A 17640-nucleotide genomic window follows, 5' to 3' on the forward strand; every position below is an offset into this window, starting at 1 on the left:
AAATGGGCAATAATGTCTTTTACTTTTCGTAGATAACAGGTAAGTTCCGCAAAAGTGTTGACAGATTGAGGTAAGGATGTCCGGCCAGCAGCGAACTCGCGTCGACACCGTCTTCGATGGTATTTTTGACCTTATCCTCAGCGGAGAGATTCCGCTGGGCGGAGTCGTGAACGAGGCCACGCTTGCGGAGCGGTTCAAGGTCAGCCGCGGCCCCGTGCGCGAGGCAGTGAAGGCGCTTCAGGGTCGAGGTCTGATCGTAAAGGAACCCTATTTCAAGGCCCGTGTCGTCGATCTGGACGTGAAAGACATGATCGAGATATTCCAGCTGCGCGAAAGCGTCGAGGGAATGAGCGTCAAGCTGGCGACCCGTGCGATGTCGGATGAATCGATGAACCGGCTGCTGCATGATTTCGAGCAGGCTGGCGGCAATGGCCGCGTGCTTGACCTTCATGTCAGGATTGCGAAGGAGTGCGGCAACCGGCGCATCGAATCCTTGCTGTGCGACGAGCTCTATTACCTGTTGCGCCTGTATCGTGCCCGCTCGGGCTCGACACCGGGGCGACATGACAACGCCTCGGCGGAGCATTGGCAGATCCTGCGCGGCATGAAATCGCGCGATGCCGAACTGGCCGAGTCGCTGATGCGGGCGCATATCGCCCGCGCCACCGCGGCGCTGCAGCGCCTTCTGGACACCGATACCGCCAATGCAAATGCGCCCGCACCGGCGCAGCCACGGCGTGAAAGAAAGGAAAGTGAAGCGTGAAACCAACCAAGCGTCTGAGGGAGCTTCTGGCGGGCGACGACATCCTCGTTTCGCCCGGCGTCTATGACGGCTACAGCATCCGGCTCGTCGAGAAGATGGGATTCAAGACCGCCTGCACCAGCGGCGCGGGCCTTGCGAATTCCCGCATGGGTTTCGAGGATGTGGGCATCATGGGCATGACGGACAATCTCGATGCCTGCCGAATGATCGCTGGCTGCGTGTCGATCCCGGTGATGGCCGATGCCGATACGGGCTATGGCAATCCCGCGACGGTCTGGCACGCGACGCAACGCTTCGAGGATACCGGCGTCGCCGGGATCAATATCGAGGATCAGGTCAGCCCCAAGCGGTGTGGACATATGGCCGGCAAGGATGTGATCGACATGCGCGAAATGGCGCGCAAGATCGAGGCCGCATGCGATGCGCGGCGCGACGATGATTTCGTGATCCTGGCCCGCACGGATGCGCTCGCGGTCGAAGGGCTCGAAGGAGCAATCCGGCGCGCCAAGCTCTACGAGAAGGCCGGTGCCGACCTGATCTTCGCCGATGCGATCAAGGGCGAGGATCAGATCAAGGCGCTGGTCGATGCGGTCGATATTCCGGTATCGGTGAACATGGGATTCGGGCTGCGCTCGCGCCCCACCACGCCGCTGATCCCGATTGCCCGGATGAAGGAACTCGGCGTGCGTCGCGTCACCCTGCCCCGGATGCTTCCGGCGGCTGCGCTGAAGGCGATGGAAACCGTTCTGGCCACGCTTCTGGAGGCTATTCCGACCGGCGAGGTCGTGGACCGGCCCGACCTGATGGTCTCGATCGAGGAGATCTGGAACCTGATGGGGCTGCCTGAATTCAGCGCGCTGGAAAGCCGTTTCAACGATCTTGAAGGTGTCGTCGAGACGCCCGAACGCGCAGTTACCGGCAAAGCGGGATAAGCCGCCAGGCGGCGTGCGCCGCTGCCATGATCCCGCGGCAAACATGACAAGGGCCGGAGCGATATTTCGCTTCGGCCCTTACTGTTTCCGGAGGAATGCCGATCATGTGCATGCCCCTGACAGAAAAAGGGGCGGATGTTCGCATCCGCCCCCGTCTTGCATGTCGGCCCGGCTGCGGCAAGGCAGCCGGATGGCCGGATCACTCCATCTTCAAGGTCGGCAGAAGCTCGGCAAAGAAGGCGTTCTCGGTTTTCAGAACCTCGGTGAAGGCCTCGGAACCGGCGTAGTCCACGGCGGTCAGCCCGCTCTTGGCGAAAGACTGGAACGTGTCGCTGCCGGCGGCTTTCTCGACTGCGGCGGCCAGCGTGGCGATCACGTCGTCAGGCGTGCCGGCCGGCGCCCAGAGGCCCGTGTTGGGCGGCAGAGCCAGGTCGACGCCGCTTTCGATCAGTGTCGGGACGTCGGGCGCGACTTCGGTTCGCTCGCTGCTGAGCTGCGCCAGTGCAACCAGCTTACCGCCCTCGTCCTGCGGCAGGATCGCCGACGCAAAGCCAAGCACCAAGTCCACTTCACCCGCGACGGTGGCGGCGACTGCCGGTGTCACGCCGTTGAAGGGGATATGGAACAGCTCGACGCCCGCCGCACGCGCAAAGGCCTCGGCCGCGATATGAGTTGCACCGCCGGTGCCCGCCGAGCCATAGCTGACGTCGCCCGGATTCTCCTTGGCATAGGCCACCAGCTCCTCAATCGTCGTGAAGGGAGCGCCGGTACGCGCGGCCATCATGTTCGGACCCACAGCCACGCGCGCGACGGGTGCGAGGTCGTCGAACCCATAGGGAAGATCACGTTGATGCGGCGCGACCGTCTGGACCGACGACACAGCGAACAGTAGCGTGTAGCCATCCGGATCGGCGCTTGCGACCGAGGCGCCACCAACGGTTCCGCCCGCGCCCGGACGCGTTTCGACGACCACGGGCTGACCCAGTTCGTTCGACATCTCGTTGGCCAGCGTGCGCGCCATCGTGTCGGTGGAACCGGGCGAATACGGCACCACGATGGTGATCGAGCGGGTCGGGAAATCCTGCGCCGCCGCCGCCGTGGCACCGATCGCCAGTGCGGCGCTCGCAAGAATTCCAGTCAAAGTCGTTCTCATGTCATTTCTCCTTGTTGAATTCTGATTTGCGTCGCGGGATCGGGACGCGATCCTGCGGCACTTGTCGCAGCACTGCGCCCGGCAATAAGGCCGAGTCCGAGTGCCGACAGCAGCCCGTTCCCGGAGACATAGCCGTCGCCCCCGGTTCGTCCGCTGATTCCTGCGGCGGCGCCGCCCCCGGCATAAAGGCCGGGGATGGCCTGGCCGTCCTGACCGAGGACCTGCGCCCCGGCAGTCACGGCCAGTCCGCCCTGTGTGTGAAAAAGCGCGGGCGTCACCCGCGTCGCGCGATAGGGCGCCTGAAGCGCGCCGAGTCCCCAGGCCACGCGGCCATGCGGATCGCGATCTCCCGAAGCGGCCTGCGCGGCCTGCGACAAGGTCTGTTCGAGGGCAGCGCCCGGCAGATCGAGACGGTCCGCCAATGCATGCGCGTCATCGGCGCCGATGGCATCGCCCATACGGGCGATCTCGGCAAATTCGGGCTGTCCGGCGGTAACGTCGACCTCGATCCGCGCGTCGTAAATCATGTGCAGCGGTTCATCGGCAGCCAGTTCCAGCGCGGCGAAGGCAGAATAGCCAAGGGTTTCGTCGCCGATGCGGGTGCCGTGGCGGTCGACCACGATGCCGCCACGTTCAATCACGGTCCATGTGACCAGCGCGCCGCTGCGCTGCGCAAGTCCGGCATGTCCCTGAAACGCGCCCATATTCGCCGTTTTCGCCCCGAGCATGAGCCCCCAGCGGAGCGCTTCGCCGGTCGATCCGGCCGCGCCGCCATAGGGCGCATCGGCGACCTCGGGGCAGTGCTCAGCTATCAGGTCGCGAGCTGCACCAAAGCCGTTCGAGGCCAGGATCACGGCCTTGGCGGCGATGCGGGTCTCACGGCCTTGGGCATCGCGTGCTAGCGCACCTTCGACGCGTCCATTCTCGACCAGAAGCGCCGTCACCGGCTGGCCCAGCGCCAGTGGGATACCGCGTCGGGCGGCCTCCCTTTCGAGGTCGGCCAGCAGGTCTGCGCCCTGCCGCGACGGGGGCGCGTGCAGGCGCGTGACCGAGTGCCCGACATGGCGGTAGCCGGATACCAGCGAAAGCGAGACATGCGCCTCGTCGATCAGCCATTCGACCAGCTCGGCAGAGAGATGGGCAAGTCGTTCGGTCAGATGCTCGGCTTCGTGCCGGCCACTGACGCGCATCAGGTCGTCGATAAAGAGAGCGGGGCTGTCCGAGACCCCGGCCGCTGCCTGAAGGCGGGTTCCGGCACCAGGGATCGAGCCGCTGGACAGCGCCGTGTTGCCTGCGAGCCGGGTCTGTTTCTCGAGAATGGCGACGGACGCGCCCGCCGCGTCGGCGGCTATGGCCGCGACAAGGCCGCAGCCGCCCGCCCCCACGACGAGAACGTCGATCTCGATATCAGGCACCTTCAGTTTCGGGTCAGCGGGCATTCAATGATCCGTCTCTCACAAAAGTGTCAACACTATGCGCAGGAACAGGAGTGAGGTCAACGCCTGTCTTGATTGTTTCATCATGGCAGTAATTTCATGTGGTTACGCCTATGTTTCTACGGATAGGCCTGATCCGCATTGGTTATCCAGGGGCGATCCCATTGGCTTCGGCATCGACGAATATGCCCAATTCAGACACATAGTGTTGACAGTTGTGTGCGCTATTGCCATTCCAGTGGGAACGCAAGCAACGGGTTCGGCATGTCAGGACATATCTTTCCCAAAGCCCCGGATTCCTTATCCGGGCCGGTGTTCGGATGAGCGCCCATGGCCCCATTGCCGTGATCAGCGGCGTGGCCTCGGGCATCGGGCTGGCGGTGGCACGGCGGTTTCTGTCGGATGGCTGGAGGGTCGTCGGGCTTGATCGTGACGATCCGCCGGAGGGAACGCTTGCGCTTTGCAGCATGGTCCTGGCCGATCTTGCCCAACCTGAAGGAATCGCCCAGGCCGAGGCTGCGTTGGCTGAATTCGCGCCGATTGCATTCGTACATGCGGCGGGCGTCATGCGGGCCGACAATGCAGACACCGACGCCGATGCGGGGCGGGCCTTGTGGACATTGCATGTAGCCGCCGCGAACCGCCTGGCGCGCAGCCTGATGCCGCGAATGCCCGATGGGCGAGGCCGGGTCGTGCTGCTGTCGTCGCGCGCCGCCCAGGGGCGTGCGGGGCGCGGCTATTACGCCGCCAGCAAGGCTGCGCTGGACGGGCTTGCCCGCTCGCTCGCCGCCGAGCATGTTGCGCGCGGGCTGACCGTGAACGTGGTCGCACCAGCAGCGACAGACACGCCGCAGCTTCGCGATCCCGCCCGCGCCGACGCACCACCCCGCGCGCTGCCGATCGGGCGGTTGATTCGCCCGGACGAGGTAGCGGCGACGGTGGCGTTCCTTGCATCGGACGCGGCGGGCGCAATTACCGGCCAAACGATATATCAATGCGGCGGGGCCTCACTTGCCGCAGCGCTGGATCAGCCCGGCGCCAAGTCAGAAGAAAGGGAGCAGCGATGAAGCGAACCGGACGCAACCGGCAGGAAATCGCAGCGGGGTTGGCATGGGCCGCGATCGGCCTTGGTGCCATCGCGATCGCCGCGAATTACGCATTCGGCACGATCATACGGATGGGACCGGGTTTCGTGCCCATCCTGCTTGGTGCGCTGCTGGCGGTCTTCGGCGTGATCGCGGCATGGCAGGGGCGGCGTGAACCGGAGGTTTCGCTGGATCTGCGCTGGCGGCCCTTCGCATTCATCATCGGCGGCATCGTGGTCTGGGTCCTGCTCATCGACCATGTGGGATTCGTGCCTTCGACCGTGGCACTGGTCGCGATTTCTGCGCAGGCAGAGCGTGACGTGACCTGGCTTGAAACATTCTTGCTGGCCGCAGGCATGACGCTTGTGGGTTATCTCATCTTCATCCGCGGAATCGGCATTCCGATCGCCGCATTCGGGAGTTGATCGATGGACCTTTTTTCCGGAATCGCGCTCGGACTGGATGTCGCCATCACAAGCGAGGCGCTGCTGTTCTGCCTGATCGGTGTGTCCGTCGGCATGTTCATCGGCGTCCTGCCGGGGATCGGGCCGCTGGCCGCCGTAGCGATGACATTGCCGATCACCTATCATCTTGAACCGATGAGCGCGCTTATCATGCTGGCGGGGATCTTTTACGGCGCGCAATATGGCGGGTCCACGGCCTCGATCCTGCTCAATCTTCCGGGCACGTCGACAACGGCGGTGACGGCGCTGGACGGCTATCCGATGGCCAAGCAGGGGCGCGCGGGCGTCGCGCTGTTCATCACGACGATCACTTCCTTCGCGGGCGGTTGTTTCGCGATCGTGCTGGTGATGAGCTTTGCGCCCGCGCTGGGGCAGATGGCGTTGAAGTTTTCTTCAGCCGAGTATTTCTCGATCATGCTTCTGGGGCTGGTAGCAGCAGCCACGATGTCGCTTGGATCACCGGTAAAGGGAATCATCGCAGTGGTCGCGGGATTGCTGTTGTCGACGGTGGGGATGGACCCGACCTCGGGGACGATACGCTATTCGTTCGGGGTGCTGGAATTGCAGGACGGGCTCAATCTCGTGGCGATGGCGATGGGGCTGTTCGGGGTGGCCGAACTTCTCAAGAATGCCGGCAAGCCGCGCGACCTGACCCCGCAGAAAGTGCGCCTGCGGGAATTGATACCGACGCGCAAGGACCTGAGCGAATGCTGGAAGCCGACCGTGCGGGGCTCGTTCATCGGATCGTTCGTGGGCATCTTGCCGGGTGCTGGCCCAACGCTTGCGGCTTTCCTGGCCTATGCGTTCGAGAAGCGCGTCTCGAGACGCCCGGAGCGGTTCGGACGCGGCGCGATCGAGGGCATCTCGGCGCCGGAGGCCGCGAACAACGCCTCGACCCAGGCGGCGTTCATTCCGACCCTGGCACTGGGCATTCCGGGCGATGCGGGGATGGCGGTGTTGCTGGGCGCGATGATGATTCACGGCATCACGCCACGGCCCGAGTTCTTTACCACCAATGCCGACCTGTTCTGGGGGCTGGTCGTGAGCTTCTGGGTCGGGAACCTGATGCTGCTCGTGCTGAATATTCCGCTGATCGGATTCTGGGTTAGGATCCTGACGGTGCCGCAGCGGATACTGTTTCCGGCGATCCTGTTTTTCATCTGTATTGGCGTCTATTCGGTCAGCAACAGCCCCTTCGACGTGATGACGGTGATCGTGTTCGGGATCGTGGGCTATCTAATGAACGCCTACGGTTATCCGCCGGCACCGATGCTGATGGGATTCATCCTCGGGCCAATGCTGGAACAGCATTTCAGGCGCGCATTGCTGTTTTCGCGCGGTGACATCACGACCTTTATCGACCGCCCGATATCAGCCGCTTTCCTGGTACTGACGGTGGCATTGGTGGCAAGCCTTGCGATACCGGGCTTCATGGCGCGGCGGCGCGCAAGACTGGCCGAGGACTGAGACGACGAGGCGAACCGGGCCACACCGATAGGCGGGCACGGGCACGCGGATCTACGCGTCTTCTCCGAGGTAGGCCTTGCGCACTTCGGCATTGGCGCGGATTTCGTCGACGCTGCCGGTGGCGATGATGCGGCCATAGACCAGCACGCTGAGCCGGTCCGCGAGGGCGAAGACCGCGTCCATGTCATGTTCCACCAGCAGGATCGGGGCCTCGTCGCGCAGCCCGTCGAGGAAGGCGGTCATGCGCTGCGAGCCTTCGGTCCCCATGCCCGCCATCGGTTCGTCCATGATGAAGGCGCGCGGACGCAGGGTCAGGGCCACCGCGACTTCGAGCTGGCGGCGCTGGCCGTGGGAGAGGGCCGAGGTGACGGTGGCGGCGTGTTCGGCAAGACCGACGCGTTCAAGCGCGGACATCGCCGTGTCGCGCAAATCGCCCGCTGCGAGCGCGTCGCCCAGGAGGCCTGGCAGCCCGGCGCGCGCGCCCTTTGCGCCAAGCGCGCCGAGGGTGGCGTTTTGCAGCACCGTGTCCTCCATCGCCAGGGCGGACACCTGGAAGGTGCGGGCAAGGCCAAGGCGGGCGCGGGCGCGGGTGGGCAGATGCGTGACGTCGCGCCCGGCGAAGCTGACGCGGCCCGCATCGGGTTTCAGGCCGCCGCAGATCTGGGCGATGAGGGTGGACTTCCCCGCTCCGTTGGGGCCGATCACGGCGTGGATCTCGCCGGGGCGCAGATCGAGGCTGACATCATGCGAGGCGCGCACGGCGCCGAAGGACTTGGTTAGCCCTTTGGTGACAAGAACGGGATCAGTCATGCGCCACCCGCCTGCCCGCCAGAAGCCCGATGACGCCGCCCCGTGCGAAAAGCACGACCAGCAGAAGGAGAAAGCCGAGCCAGACATGCCAGAACGGGCTGATCCCGCCGAGCACATGTTCGAGCGTGATGAAAAGCGCCGCCCCCGCCACCGGCCCGTAAAGCCGCCCGACCCCGCCGAGGATCACGAAGACCATGATCTCGCCGCTCATCTGCCATGAGAACATGCCGGGACTGACGAAGCGGTTGAGATCGGCAAAGAGCGCGCCTGCGAGCCCGGTGATCGCGCCCGAGATGACGAAGGCCACGAGGCGCAGGCGAAAGGTGCCAAGGCCCACGGTTTCGACCCGTTCGGGGCTTTGGCGCGCGGCGTTGAGGGCAAGGCCGAAAGGCGAGCGCACAAGGCGCGCGTTGAACCAGAGCGCCGCGGCAAGGCAGCCAAAGCAAAGCGCGAAGAACTGTATCGGGTCCAGCGTGTTCAGCCCCGGGAAGCCGTTGCGCAGGTAGATCGACAGCCCGTCCTCGCCGCCATAGGCGGGCCAGGAGATCGAGAAGAAATACAGCATCTGCCCGAAGGCCAGGGTGATCATGATGAAATAGACGCCCGAGGTGCGCAGGCTGAGCGCGCCAATCACCAGCGCCGCCAGCGCCGAGGCGAGGATCGCCACCAGCCAGATCACCGGCATGGATTTGGTGCCCTCCAGAAGAAAGGGGCTTTCCATCAGGGGGGTGTAGCTTTGGGCGTGGCTTGCGAGGATGCCCATCGCGTAGCCGCCGATCCCGAAGAAGGCCGCATGGCCGAGGCTGACCAGCCCGCCGAGGCCCAGCGCGATATTTAGTCCGACGCCCGCCAGCGCCAGGATCGCGACGCGCGTGGCGAGGGTGATGGTAAAGGGCTCGTCCGTCGCCCAGGCCCAGAGCGGCACCCCGAGAAGCAGCGCCATCAGCGCGGCGTTGACCATGCGCTCGCGGCTCATGTGGCACCTCCGAACAGACCGCGCGGGCGCCAGACCAGCACCACCGCCATCAGGATGTAGATCAGCATCGAGGCCAGCGCCGAGCCGGTTGCCGTGGCATCCGAGGTTTCCATGAAGAGCTTGAAGGCTTCGGGCAGGAGAAGCCCGCCCAGTGTATCTGTCAGGCCGACCAGCAACGCGCCGACCAGCGCGCCCTTGATCGAGCCGATGCCGCCGATCACGATGACCACGAAGGCGAGGATCAGCACCGGTTCGCCCATGCCGACCTGCACCGACTGGATCGCGCCGACCATCGCCCCGGCAAGTCCCGCGAGCGCCGCGCCCAGCGCGAAGACGATGGTGTAGAGCCGCGAGATGTCGACACCGAGGGCGGCGATCATCTCGCGGTCGGATTCACCGGCGCGGATGCGGATGCCAAGGCGCGTGCGCGCGATCAGCCAGAACAGTCCGGTGGCGATACTGAGCCCGACTGCGATGATCGCAAGACGGTAGAGCGGGTATTCGATACCGCCCGGCAGGGTCACCGGCCCCGAGAGCCAGTCGGGAATATCGAGAAACAGCGGAAACGATCCGAACAGCCAGCGCGTGCCTTCCGAAAAGATCAGGATCAGCGCGAAAGTGGCCAGCACCTGATCGAGATGGTCGCGATCATAAAGCCTTCGGATCACGGTGAGTTCCACGATCGCCCCGGCGGCGGCGGATGCGGCGAGTGCTGCCACCAGTGCCAAAAGGAATGAGCCGCTCCAGCCCGCGACGGCGGCGGCAGCGAAGGCCCCCACCATGTAGAGCGAGCCATGCGCGAGGTTGATCAGCCCCATCACCCCGAACACGAGCGTCAGCCCCGCGGCCATGAGAAAAAGCATGACCCCGAACTGAAGCCCGTTGAGGACCTGTTCGATGAAAAGCAGCGGTGTCACGAAATGGGGCGCCCCGGCACTATCGGGCGGGCACGCAGGGCGCCCGCCCGGTTGGTCTTACATCTTGCACTCGTCCACGTAGACGTTGGCGTGATCCTCGAGCGCCACACCGACGATCTTGTTGGTGTAGACGTCGCCCTCCTTGATCACCTCGCGCACATAGATGTCCTGAATCGGATGGTTGTTGGCGGCAAAGGCGAAATCGCCGCGCACGCTGTCGAAATCGGCGGATTTGAGTGCCGCGCGGAAGGCATCGGCATCCGAGATATCCGCGCTGTCCATCGCCGAGAGCAGCAGGTTCGCCGTGTCATAGCCCTGCGCCGCATAGAGCGAGGGCAGGCGGCCATATTCGGCCTGGAACTCTTCGACGAAGCGCGCATTGGCGGGGTTGTCGATATCCTTGTTCCACTGGCTCGTGTTGATCACGCCAAGCGCCGCGTCGCCGACCGCCTGCAGGATGCCCTGATCGAAGCTGAAGGCCGGGCCGACGACCGGCAGTTCAAGCCCGCTGTCGGCATATTGCTTGAGAAAGGAAATCCCCATCCCGCCGGGCAGGAAGAAGAAGATGCTGTCGGCGTCCGAGGCGCGGATCTGCGCGATCTCGGCGGCGTAATCGGTCTGGCCGAGCTGGGTGTAGACCTCGCCCGAAAGCTCGCCGCCATAGAGCCGCTTGAAGCCGGTCAGGCTGTCTTGCCCGGCGGGGTAGTTCGGCGCGAGGATGAAGGGTTTGGAATAGCCCGCATCCTTGACATAGGCGCCAGCGGCCTCGTGGAGGTTGTCGTTCTGGTAGGAGACCGAGAAGTAATTCTGGTGGCAGCCCTTGCCCGCCAGCGCCGAGGGTGCAGCGTTGGTCGAGAGATAGAACTTGCCTTGGGCGGTGGCGGCGGGGACCACGGCCATCGCCAGGTTCGACCACACGATGCCGGTCAGGATGTCGACCTTTTCGGACTGGATCATCTTGTCGGCCAGTTGCACGGCGATATCGGGTTTGCGCTGATCGTCCTCGACGACGATGTCGAGCTTGTCGCCGCCCGCCAGCTTGGCCGCCAAAAGGAAGCCATCGCGCGTGTCGATGCCCAGCCCGGCACCGCCGCCCGAAAGGGTGGTGATCATGCCGACCTTGAGCGCGCCATCTTCGGCAAAGGCCGCGCCGCCCAGCGCCGCGATACAGGCCGCGGCCACGAATGTCGTGAGTTTCATAAGTCTCTCCCAGTTGTTGTTCTTGGTAACGGCCCTAGAACGCCTTGAATGTCAGCGTCGTTTCCGTGCGTTCGATCCCCTGGATGGTGAGCAGGTGATCGTTGATGTATTTGCCCACGTCCTCGCCCTCGGGGATGTAGAGCTTGAGCAGAAGGTCGAACGGCCCCGATGTCGAATAGAGTTCGGAGTGAATTTCGCGCAGGGCGATTTCCTCGGCCACGTGGTAGGAACTGCCCGGTTTGCAGCGGATGTTGACGAAGACGGGGCGCATGGTCTGACCTCTTGTAAATCCGGCGGTATTTAAACGCGAAAGGCCGGGGAAATGAAACGGCGAATTTGCATTGCCGCGCATCGCGTCGCAGGCAAGGCCGGGCGGGTGCCTTGAAACGCCGGAGCGAATTGGCTTTAAGCTGCGCCATCATGGGGCCGATAGAGGGCACCCGCAAGGCAAGGTGACATCGTGGACCACAAGACAGAACCGACACGCGACGCATTGGATGTCATCCTCGAGGAGCTGGCGCCATTGGCGGGACGTTCGGTTCTGGATATCGGTTGCGGCAGGGGGCGGCTCGGGGGGCGTCTGCGCGAGGCGGGAGCCATGTGGCGCGGGCTTGACCCCTTTGCGCCCGAAGGCGTGGACGCGATAGACCGCGCGCCGGCCGAGGCGATGCCCTATCCCGATGACAGCTTCGATGCGGCGATCTGCGTGAATGCGCTGCATCATGTGCCGATGTCTGCAATGGCGCACGCGCTGAGCGAGGCGGCGCGGGTGCTGCGCGAGGGCGGCCGGTTGGTGGTTATCGAGCCGAGGGCAAGCGGGGCGCTGAGCCAGGTACTTGCCGTGGTCGATGACGAGGCCGAAATCCGCAACGCCGCACAGGCGGCGATGGACACGACCGGCGCGCTGCGCGAGGTCAGCGCCTATGATTACCCCCGCGTCGAACGATACAGCGGCTTTCAGGGGTTCTGCGACAGCCTGATCGCCGTCGATCCGGGACGCGCGGCGCTGATCGAGGCAAATGCCGACGCGCTGCGGCTGGCCTTTGAGCGCCACACGACGCGTGAGAATGGCGCCTGGCTGCTGTCACAGCCGATGTCGGTGCGCATCTTTCAACCGGCGTGACGGCCGCGTTCGATCCGCGCCCATAGTGCGAACCTATATCCCGCATCGCAAACCCATATTTGCACAATGGGTCGCCGTGCGGTTATCTCGTGAGTACAGCATAAACGACACGAGACATGCATGAATTTCCTCAGTGACGACTATCAGGACATCCGCGAGGGTGTCCGTGCCCTTTGCGCCCAGTTCCCGGCGGAATACCACCGCAAGGTCGATGAAGAGCGCGGCTACCCGGATGAGTTCGTCGAGGCGCTGACGCGCGAGGGCTGGATGGCGGCGCTGATCCCCGAGGCCTATGGCGGGTCCGGGCTTGGCCTGACCGAGGCCAGCGTCATCATGGAAGAGATCAACCGCGCCGGCGGCAATTCGGGGGCCTGCCACGGCCAGATGTACAACATGAACACGTTGGTGCGGCATGGTTCCGAGGAACAGCGCGAACGCATCCTGCCCAAGCTGGCGACCGGCGAGTTGCGCCTGCAGTCGATGGGTGTCACCGAACCGACCACCGGCACCGACACGACGCAGCTGAAGACTACTGCCGTCAAGAAAGGCGACCGCTACGTCGTGAACGGACAGAAGGTCTGGATAAGCCGGGTGCAGCATTCCGACCTCATGATCCTGCTGGCGCGCACCACGCCACTGTCCGAAGTCAAAAAGAAATCCGAGGGGCTGTCGATCTTCCTTGTCGACATCAAGGAGGCGATGGCCGGCGGGATGGATGTGAAGCCGATCCCCAACATGGTCAATCACGAGACCAACGAGCTGTTCTTCGACAATCTGGAGATCCCCGAGGAAAACCTGATCGGCGAAGAGGGCAAGGGGTTCAAATACATCCTGACGGGCCTCAATGCCGAACGCGCGCTCATTGCGGCGGAATGTATCGGCGATGGCTACTGGTTCACCGACAAGGTCACGGATTATGTGCGTGAGCGGCAGGTCTTTGGCCGCCCCATCGGCCAGAACCAGGGCGTGCAGTTTCCCATCGCCGAAGCCTATATTGAGATCGAGGCGGCAAACCTCATGCGTTACAAGGCCTGCGCGCTTTACGATGCCGGGCAGCCCTGCGGCGCCGAGGCGAACATGGCGAAATACCTCGCCGCGAAGGCGAGTTGGGAGGCGGCCAACGCCTGCATCCAGTTCCATGGCGGTTTCGGCTTTGCCTGCGAATACGATGTCGAGCGCAAGTTCCGCGAAACACGGCTGTACCAGGTGGCCCCGATTTCGACCAACCTGATCCTGAGCTATGTGGCCGAGCATCTGCTGAACCTGCCGAGGTCGTTCTGATGCGGGCGCTGGAGGGATTGGAAGTGATCGCCATCGAACAGGCGGTCGCGGCGCCTTTCGCGTCTGCGCGGCTGGCGGATGCGGGCGCGCATGTGGTCAAGATCGAGCGCCCCGAGGGGGATTTCGCGCGCGGTTACGATGACGTGGCGGCGGGGCAATCAAGCTATTTCGTCTGGCTGAACCGGGGCAAGGAAAGCGTGACGCTGGACCTTGCATCCGACGCGGGCAAGGCGGCGCTGGCGGCGTTGCTGGACAAGGCCGATGTGGTGATCCAGAACCTCAAGCCCGGCGCGCTGGAACGGCTGGGGTTCGGGATCGCATCGCTGCATGAACGCAACCCGCGCCTGATTACCTGTTCGATCAGCGGCTATGGCGAGGACGGGCCGCTCGCGGATCGCAAGGCTTACGATCTGCTGATCCAGGCGGAAAGCGGGCTCTGCTCGATCACCGGGGGGCCTTCGGAACCGGCCCGCGTGGGGGTGTCGCTGGTTGATATCGCCACCGGGGCGACCGCCTATTCGGCGATCCTCGAGGCGCTGATCCGGCGCGGCGCAACTGGCGAGGGCGCTCGCATTTCGGTGTCGATGTTCGACGTGATGGCCGATTGGCTGACGGTGCCGCTGCTCAATCACGAGGGGGGCAACAGCCCCAGGCGCATCGGGCTGGCGCATCCTTCGATCGCACCCTATGGCGTCTTCCAGCCCAGGACCGGCGCGCCGGTGCTGATCTCGATCCAGAGCGACCGGGAATGGGTCAAGCTCTGCGCCGATTTCATCGGCGATGCGTCGCTGGGCACCGACCCTCGTTTCGCCACCAACGTGGCGCGCGTGCAGAACCGCGACCAGACCGACGCGATCGTTGCCGAAGCCTTTGCCCGGTTCGATGCCGACAAGGCCATCGAACTGCTGACCGAAGCCAAGATCGCGCTGGCGACGGTCAATGACATGGCGGGGCTGTCGCAGCATCCGCATCTGCGCCGCGTGAGCGTGGACAGCCCGAACGGGCCGGTCTCGTTCCCTGCGCCCGGTCCGGTTTTCGTGGGCGAAGAGCGTGAATACGGCCCCGTGCCGGGGCTGAATCCGCCCGAGTCCTAGGCGCATGACAAGCAACGCACTGGACAAGCGCGCGCGATACGTGCTGCTGTTGAACGACACCGGACGATGGACGCAACGGAGCCCCGCATGACAGAGCGCCCGACACCGCTGCTTCGTGACGATTTCGCGCATTTCTGCCCGATCAGCACCCGCTGGATGGACAATGACGCCTATCTGCACGTCAATAACGTGGCCTATTATTCCTTTTTCGACACGGCGGTGAACGAATACCTGATCCGTGGCGGCGTACTGGACATACGGCGCAGTACGGTCACCGGGCTGGTGGCGCAGAGCGAATGCACCTATTTCAGCCCGATCGCCTTTCCCGAGGCGATCGAGGTGGGGTTGCGCGTCGCGCGACTGGGGCGCAGCAGCGTCACCTATGAGCTGGCGGTGTTTCGCACCGGGACAGATACGGCCGCCGCGCAGGGGCGCTTCGTCCATGTCTATGTGGACCGCGAGACCAGCCGCCCCGTTGCCCTGCCCGAACAGATGCGCGCCCTGCTGGCGCCGCTTGCCGTGACCTGACACCATACCGAAAGCCAGCCGACATGCCCCTGAGCCAGATCGCCCTGCCCCTGTTCCTGCCCGCCACCCGGCTTGACCGCTTCGAGAAGGCGCTTGGTGCGGGGGCGGATGCGGTGATCCTCGATCTCGAGGATGCGGTTGGCGAGGACGACAAGCAGGCCGCGCGCGAGGGGCTGCGCACCCTGACCGCGCGCAAGTCCGGGGCCGTGCCGGTGCTGGTGCGCATCAACGCCGCCGACAGCGCGTTTTTCAGCGATGACGCGGCCATGATGACCGGGCTGCCGGTTGACGGGCTGATCCTGCCCAAAGCCGAAGACCCCGAGACCTGCGCCGCGTTGGCGGCAGAGAGCGGTTTGCCGGTGGTGGGGCTGATCGAAACGGCGCTGGGGCTCAGGCGGGCCGAGAACGTCGCGCGGGCCTGTGCGCGGCTGGCCTTCGGGTCGATCGACTATGCCGCCGACCTGGGCATCGCGCATGAGCGCGAGTCGCTTCTGCATGCGCGCGCCGAACTGGTGCTGGCCTCGCGGCTGGCCGGGATTCCGGCGCCCTGGGACGGCGTGACCACGGCGATCCGCGACGAAGCGGTGATCGCCGAGGATTGCGCGCATGGGATCGCCATGGGGTTTGGCGGCAAGCTGCTGATCCATCCCGCCCAGATCGCCCCGGCAAGGCGCGGCTTTGCGCCCGGTGCCGAGGCGCTGGATTGGGCGCGGCGGGTGATCGAGGCCGCCGCAACGGGGGCGGCGGCGATCAAGGTGGATGGCCAGATGGTGGATGCGCCGGTGGTCAAGCGCGCGCGCCAGATTCTGGCACGCGGAAAGGCGGCGCAATGACGGGACGCATTACCGAAGATCACCTGATCGACAGCGTGGCCGAGGCGCTGCAATATATCTCGTACTATCATTCGCCCGATTTCGTGCAGGCGATGGGTGCTGCGCTCGAGGCCGAGGAAAGCCAGTCGGCGCGCAACGCGATCACCCAGATCCTGATCAACTCGCGCATGGCGGCCATAGGCAAGCGGCCGATCTGCCAGGATACCGGCAGCGTCAACGCGATCCTCAAGGTCGGGGTGCAGGCGCCGATCGACTGGACGCGCTCGCCACAGGCCTTGATCGACGAGGCGACGCGGCGGGCCTATGACTTTGCCGCCAATCCGCTGCGCGCCTCCATCGTGGAAGACCCCCTGGGCAAGCGGCGCAACACGCGCGACAACACCCCGGCGATGATCCAGACCGAACTGGTCGAAGGCGACAAGGTATCGGTCACTGTATCCGCCAAGGGGGGCGGCTCGGAGAACAAGACGAAATTCGCCGTGCTCAACCCGTCGGATTCAGTGGCCGACTGGGTTGTCGAGACGGTCAAGGCGCTTGGCGCGGGCTGGTGCCCGCCGGGAATCATCGGGCTGGGGATCGGCGGCAGTGTCGACAAGGCGATGGCAATGGCCAAGGAGGCGCTCAATGAGCCCATCGACATCACCGCGCTGCGCGCGCGCGGCGCACAGACGCCCGAAGAGGCCCTGCGGCTGGAGCTTTACGAGCGGATCAATGCGCTTGGCATCGGGGCGCAGGGCCTGGGCGGACTGGTGACGGTGCTGGATGTGAAGGTTAACAGCTTTCCCACCCATGCGGCCTCGTTGCCGGTGGCGCTTATCCCCAATTGCGCGGCGACGCGGCACATGCATTTCACGCTGGATGGCAGCGGCCCGGCCCGGTTCGAGACGCCCGATCTTTCGCTCTGGCCCGACCTTGGGGATGGCAGCATGGACGGGCGGCGCGTCGACCTGGATGCGCTGGACGATACGGTGCTCGAGTCGCTGTCGCCCGGCGATACGCTGCTGTTGTCGGGGCGGCTTTATACCGGGCGGGATGCGGCGCATCGCCGGATGCTGGAGGAACTGGATCAGGGCAAGCCGCTGCCGGTCGATCTGGAGGGGCGGGCGATCTATTACGTCGGGCCGGTCGATGCAGTGGGCGACGAGGTGATCGGCCCCGCCGGCCCCACCACATCGACACGGATGGACAAGTTCACCGGCCCGTTGCTGGCGGCGTCGGGGCTGAAGGTGATGATCGGCAAGGCCGAGCGCGGTCCGGCGGCGATCGAGGCGATCAAGGCGCATGGCGCGGTCTACCTGATTGCCGTGGGGGGTGCTGCCTATCTTGTATCGAAGGCGATCAAGAGCGCGCGCCCCGTGGCCTATCAGGATCTCGGGATGGAAGCGATCTACGAGATCGAGGTGCGCGACATGCCGGTGACGGTCGCGGTGGACACCAGAGGCGCGTCGATCCACCAGAGCGGCCCGCGCCAATGGGCGCGCAACCGCTGAAGGCAAGAGGGCGAATGGGCCTGGCGCTCAGGGTCTGCTTGAGGCCATGACGCGCCGATGGAAGGGTGTCCGGCCTGCCGGGCACCCC

18 protein-coding genes are annotated in these 17640 nt (G+C 64.8%); 11 read left to right on the plus strand and 7 right to left on the minus strand.

Annotated features, from left to right (window positions below; all coding sequences use genetic code 11):
- Positions 1–76: 76 nt before the first annotated feature.
- The gene (locus ROH8110_RS08890) at positions 77–763 is read left to right on the plus strand and encodes a GntR family transcriptional regulator (RefSeq protein ID WP_085817401.1); all 687 of its coding nucleotides are present in this window, start codon (positions 77–79) and stop codon (positions 761–763) included.
- Positions 760–1695: an isocitrate lyase/PEP mutase family protein gene (locus ROH8110_RS08895; RefSeq protein WP_085817402.1), complete on the plus strand. Its 936-nt coding sequence runs from the start codon at positions 760–762 to the stop codon at positions 1693–1695. Before ROH8110_RS08890 ends, ROH8110_RS08895 begins: the two co-directional genes overlap by 4 nt.
- A gap of 199 nt (positions 1696–1894) precedes the next feature.
- On the opposite strand, the gene ROH8110_RS08900 is transcribed toward ROH8110_RS08895, so the two are convergent.
- Positions 1895–2848 (minus strand): tripartite tricarboxylate transporter substrate binding protein, encoded by a 954-nt coding sequence (locus tag ROH8110_RS08900; protein WP_085817403.1) that lies wholly within the window; start codon positions 2846–2848, stop codon positions 1895–1897.
- Positions 2845–4287 (minus strand): FAD-dependent oxidoreductase, encoded by a 1443-nt coding sequence (locus ROH8110_RS08905; protein ID WP_085817404.1) that lies wholly within the window; start codon positions 4285–4287, stop codon positions 2845–2847. Before ROH8110_RS08905 ends, ROH8110_RS08900 begins: the two co-directional genes overlap by 4 nt.
- Positions 4288–4604: 317 nt before the next feature.
- Between ROH8110_RS08905 and ROH8110_RS08910 the strand changes: the two genes are divergently transcribed.
- The 3 genes from ROH8110_RS08910 to ROH8110_RS08920 are packed head-to-tail and all read left to right on the plus strand — an operon-like array spanning position 4605 to position 7300.
- Positions 4605–5351, plus strand: coding sequence for an SDR family NAD(P)-dependent oxidoreductase (locus ROH8110_RS08910; protein ID WP_085817405.1), 747 nt, complete (start codon positions 4605–4607; stop codon positions 5349–5351).
- A complete protein-coding gene (locus ROH8110_RS08915; RefSeq protein WP_170156490.1) occupies positions 5348–5794 on the plus strand; it encodes a tripartite tricarboxylate transporter TctB family protein in 447 nt (148 codons plus the stop codon). Before ROH8110_RS08910 ends, ROH8110_RS08915 begins: the two co-directional genes overlap by 4 nt.
- Positions 5795–5797: 3 nt before the next feature.
- Positions 5798–7300, plus strand: coding sequence for a tripartite tricarboxylate transporter permease (locus ROH8110_RS08920; protein ID WP_085817407.1), 1503 nt, complete (start codon positions 5798–5800; stop codon positions 7298–7300).
- A gap of 51 nt (positions 7301–7351) precedes the next feature.
- On the opposite strand, the gene ROH8110_RS08925 is transcribed toward ROH8110_RS08920, so the two are convergent.
- Genes ROH8110_RS08925 through ROH8110_RS08945 form a run of 5 tightly spaced genes read right to left on the minus strand, consistent with a single transcriptional unit; the run spans position 7352 to position 11474 of the window.
- Positions 7352–8110: an ABC transporter ATP-binding protein gene (locus ROH8110_RS08925; RefSeq protein WP_085817408.1), complete on the minus strand. Its 759-nt coding sequence runs from the start codon at positions 8108–8110 to the stop codon at positions 7352–7354.
- Positions 8103–9086, minus strand: a complete 984-nt coding sequence (locus ROH8110_RS08930; RefSeq protein WP_085817409.1) for a branched-chain amino acid ABC transporter permease — start codon at positions 9084–9086, stop codon at positions 8103–8105. Before ROH8110_RS08930 ends, ROH8110_RS08925 begins: the two co-directional genes overlap by 8 nt.
- Positions 9083–10003 (minus strand): branched-chain amino acid ABC transporter permease, encoded by a 921-nt coding sequence (locus tag ROH8110_RS08935; protein WP_085817410.1) that lies wholly within the window; start codon positions 10001–10003, stop codon positions 9083–9085. Before ROH8110_RS08935 ends, ROH8110_RS08930 begins: the two co-directional genes overlap by 4 nt.
- Before the next feature lie 57 nt (positions 10004–10060).
- Complete coding sequence (locus ROH8110_RS08940; RefSeq protein ID WP_085817411.1) at positions 10061–11203, minus strand: ABC transporter substrate-binding protein; 1143 nt, start codon at positions 11201–11203, stop codon at positions 10061–10063.
- Between the two features lie 34 nt (positions 11204–11237).
- Positions 11238–11474, minus strand: a complete 237-nt coding sequence (locus tag ROH8110_RS08945; RefSeq protein ID WP_085817412.1) for an Lrp/AsnC ligand binding domain-containing protein — start codon at positions 11472–11474, stop codon at positions 11238–11240.
- 189 nt (positions 11475–11663) lie between these two features.
- Here ROH8110_RS08945 and ROH8110_RS08950 point away from each other — a divergent pair, with 189 nt between their 5' ends.
- From ROH8110_RS08950 to ROH8110_RS08975, 6 genes are all read left to right on the plus strand, one after another.
- On the plus strand, positions 11664–12326 hold the full coding sequence (locus ROH8110_RS08950) for a class I SAM-dependent methyltransferase (RefSeq protein WP_170156489.1): 663 nt from the start codon (positions 11664–11666) through the stop codon (positions 12324–12326).
- A gap of 120 nt (positions 12327–12446) precedes the next feature.
- Positions 12447–13607 carry an acyl-CoA dehydrogenase family protein gene (locus ROH8110_RS08955; RefSeq protein ID WP_085817414.1) on the plus strand — a complete coding sequence of 387 codons (1161 nt, stop codon included), beginning with the start codon at positions 12447–12449 and terminating at the stop codon, positions 13605–13607.
- Positions 13607–14701, plus strand: a complete 1095-nt coding sequence (locus ROH8110_RS08960; RefSeq protein ID WP_085817415.1) for a CaiB/BaiF CoA transferase family protein — start codon at positions 13607–13609, stop codon at positions 14699–14701. The genes ROH8110_RS08955 and ROH8110_RS08960 overlap by 1 nt, the downstream gene beginning before the upstream one ends.
- Before the next feature lie 87 nt (positions 14702–14788).
- Positions 14789–15229, plus strand: coding sequence for an acyl-CoA thioesterase (locus tag ROH8110_RS08965; protein ID WP_085817416.1), 441 nt, complete (start codon positions 14789–14791; stop codon positions 15227–15229).
- A 23-nt stretch (positions 15230–15252) separates the two neighbouring features.
- Complete coding sequence (locus tag ROH8110_RS08970) at positions 15253–16062, plus strand: HpcH/HpaI aldolase/citrate lyase family protein (RefSeq protein WP_085817417.1); 810 nt, start codon at positions 15253–15255, stop codon at positions 16060–16062.
- Positions 16059–17552 (plus strand): fumarate hydratase, encoded by a 1494-nt coding sequence (locus tag ROH8110_RS08975; protein WP_085817418.1) that lies wholly within the window; start codon positions 16059–16061, stop codon positions 17550–17552. Before ROH8110_RS08970 ends, ROH8110_RS08975 begins: the two co-directional genes overlap by 4 nt.
- Positions 17553–17640 lie beyond the last annotated feature (88 nt).

The organism is Roseovarius halotolerans, from assembly GCF_900172255.1.
In the GTDB taxonomy this organism is placed as follows: Bacteria; Pseudomonadota; Alphaproteobacteria; order Rhodobacterales; family Rhodobacteraceae; genus Roseovarius; species Roseovarius halotolerans.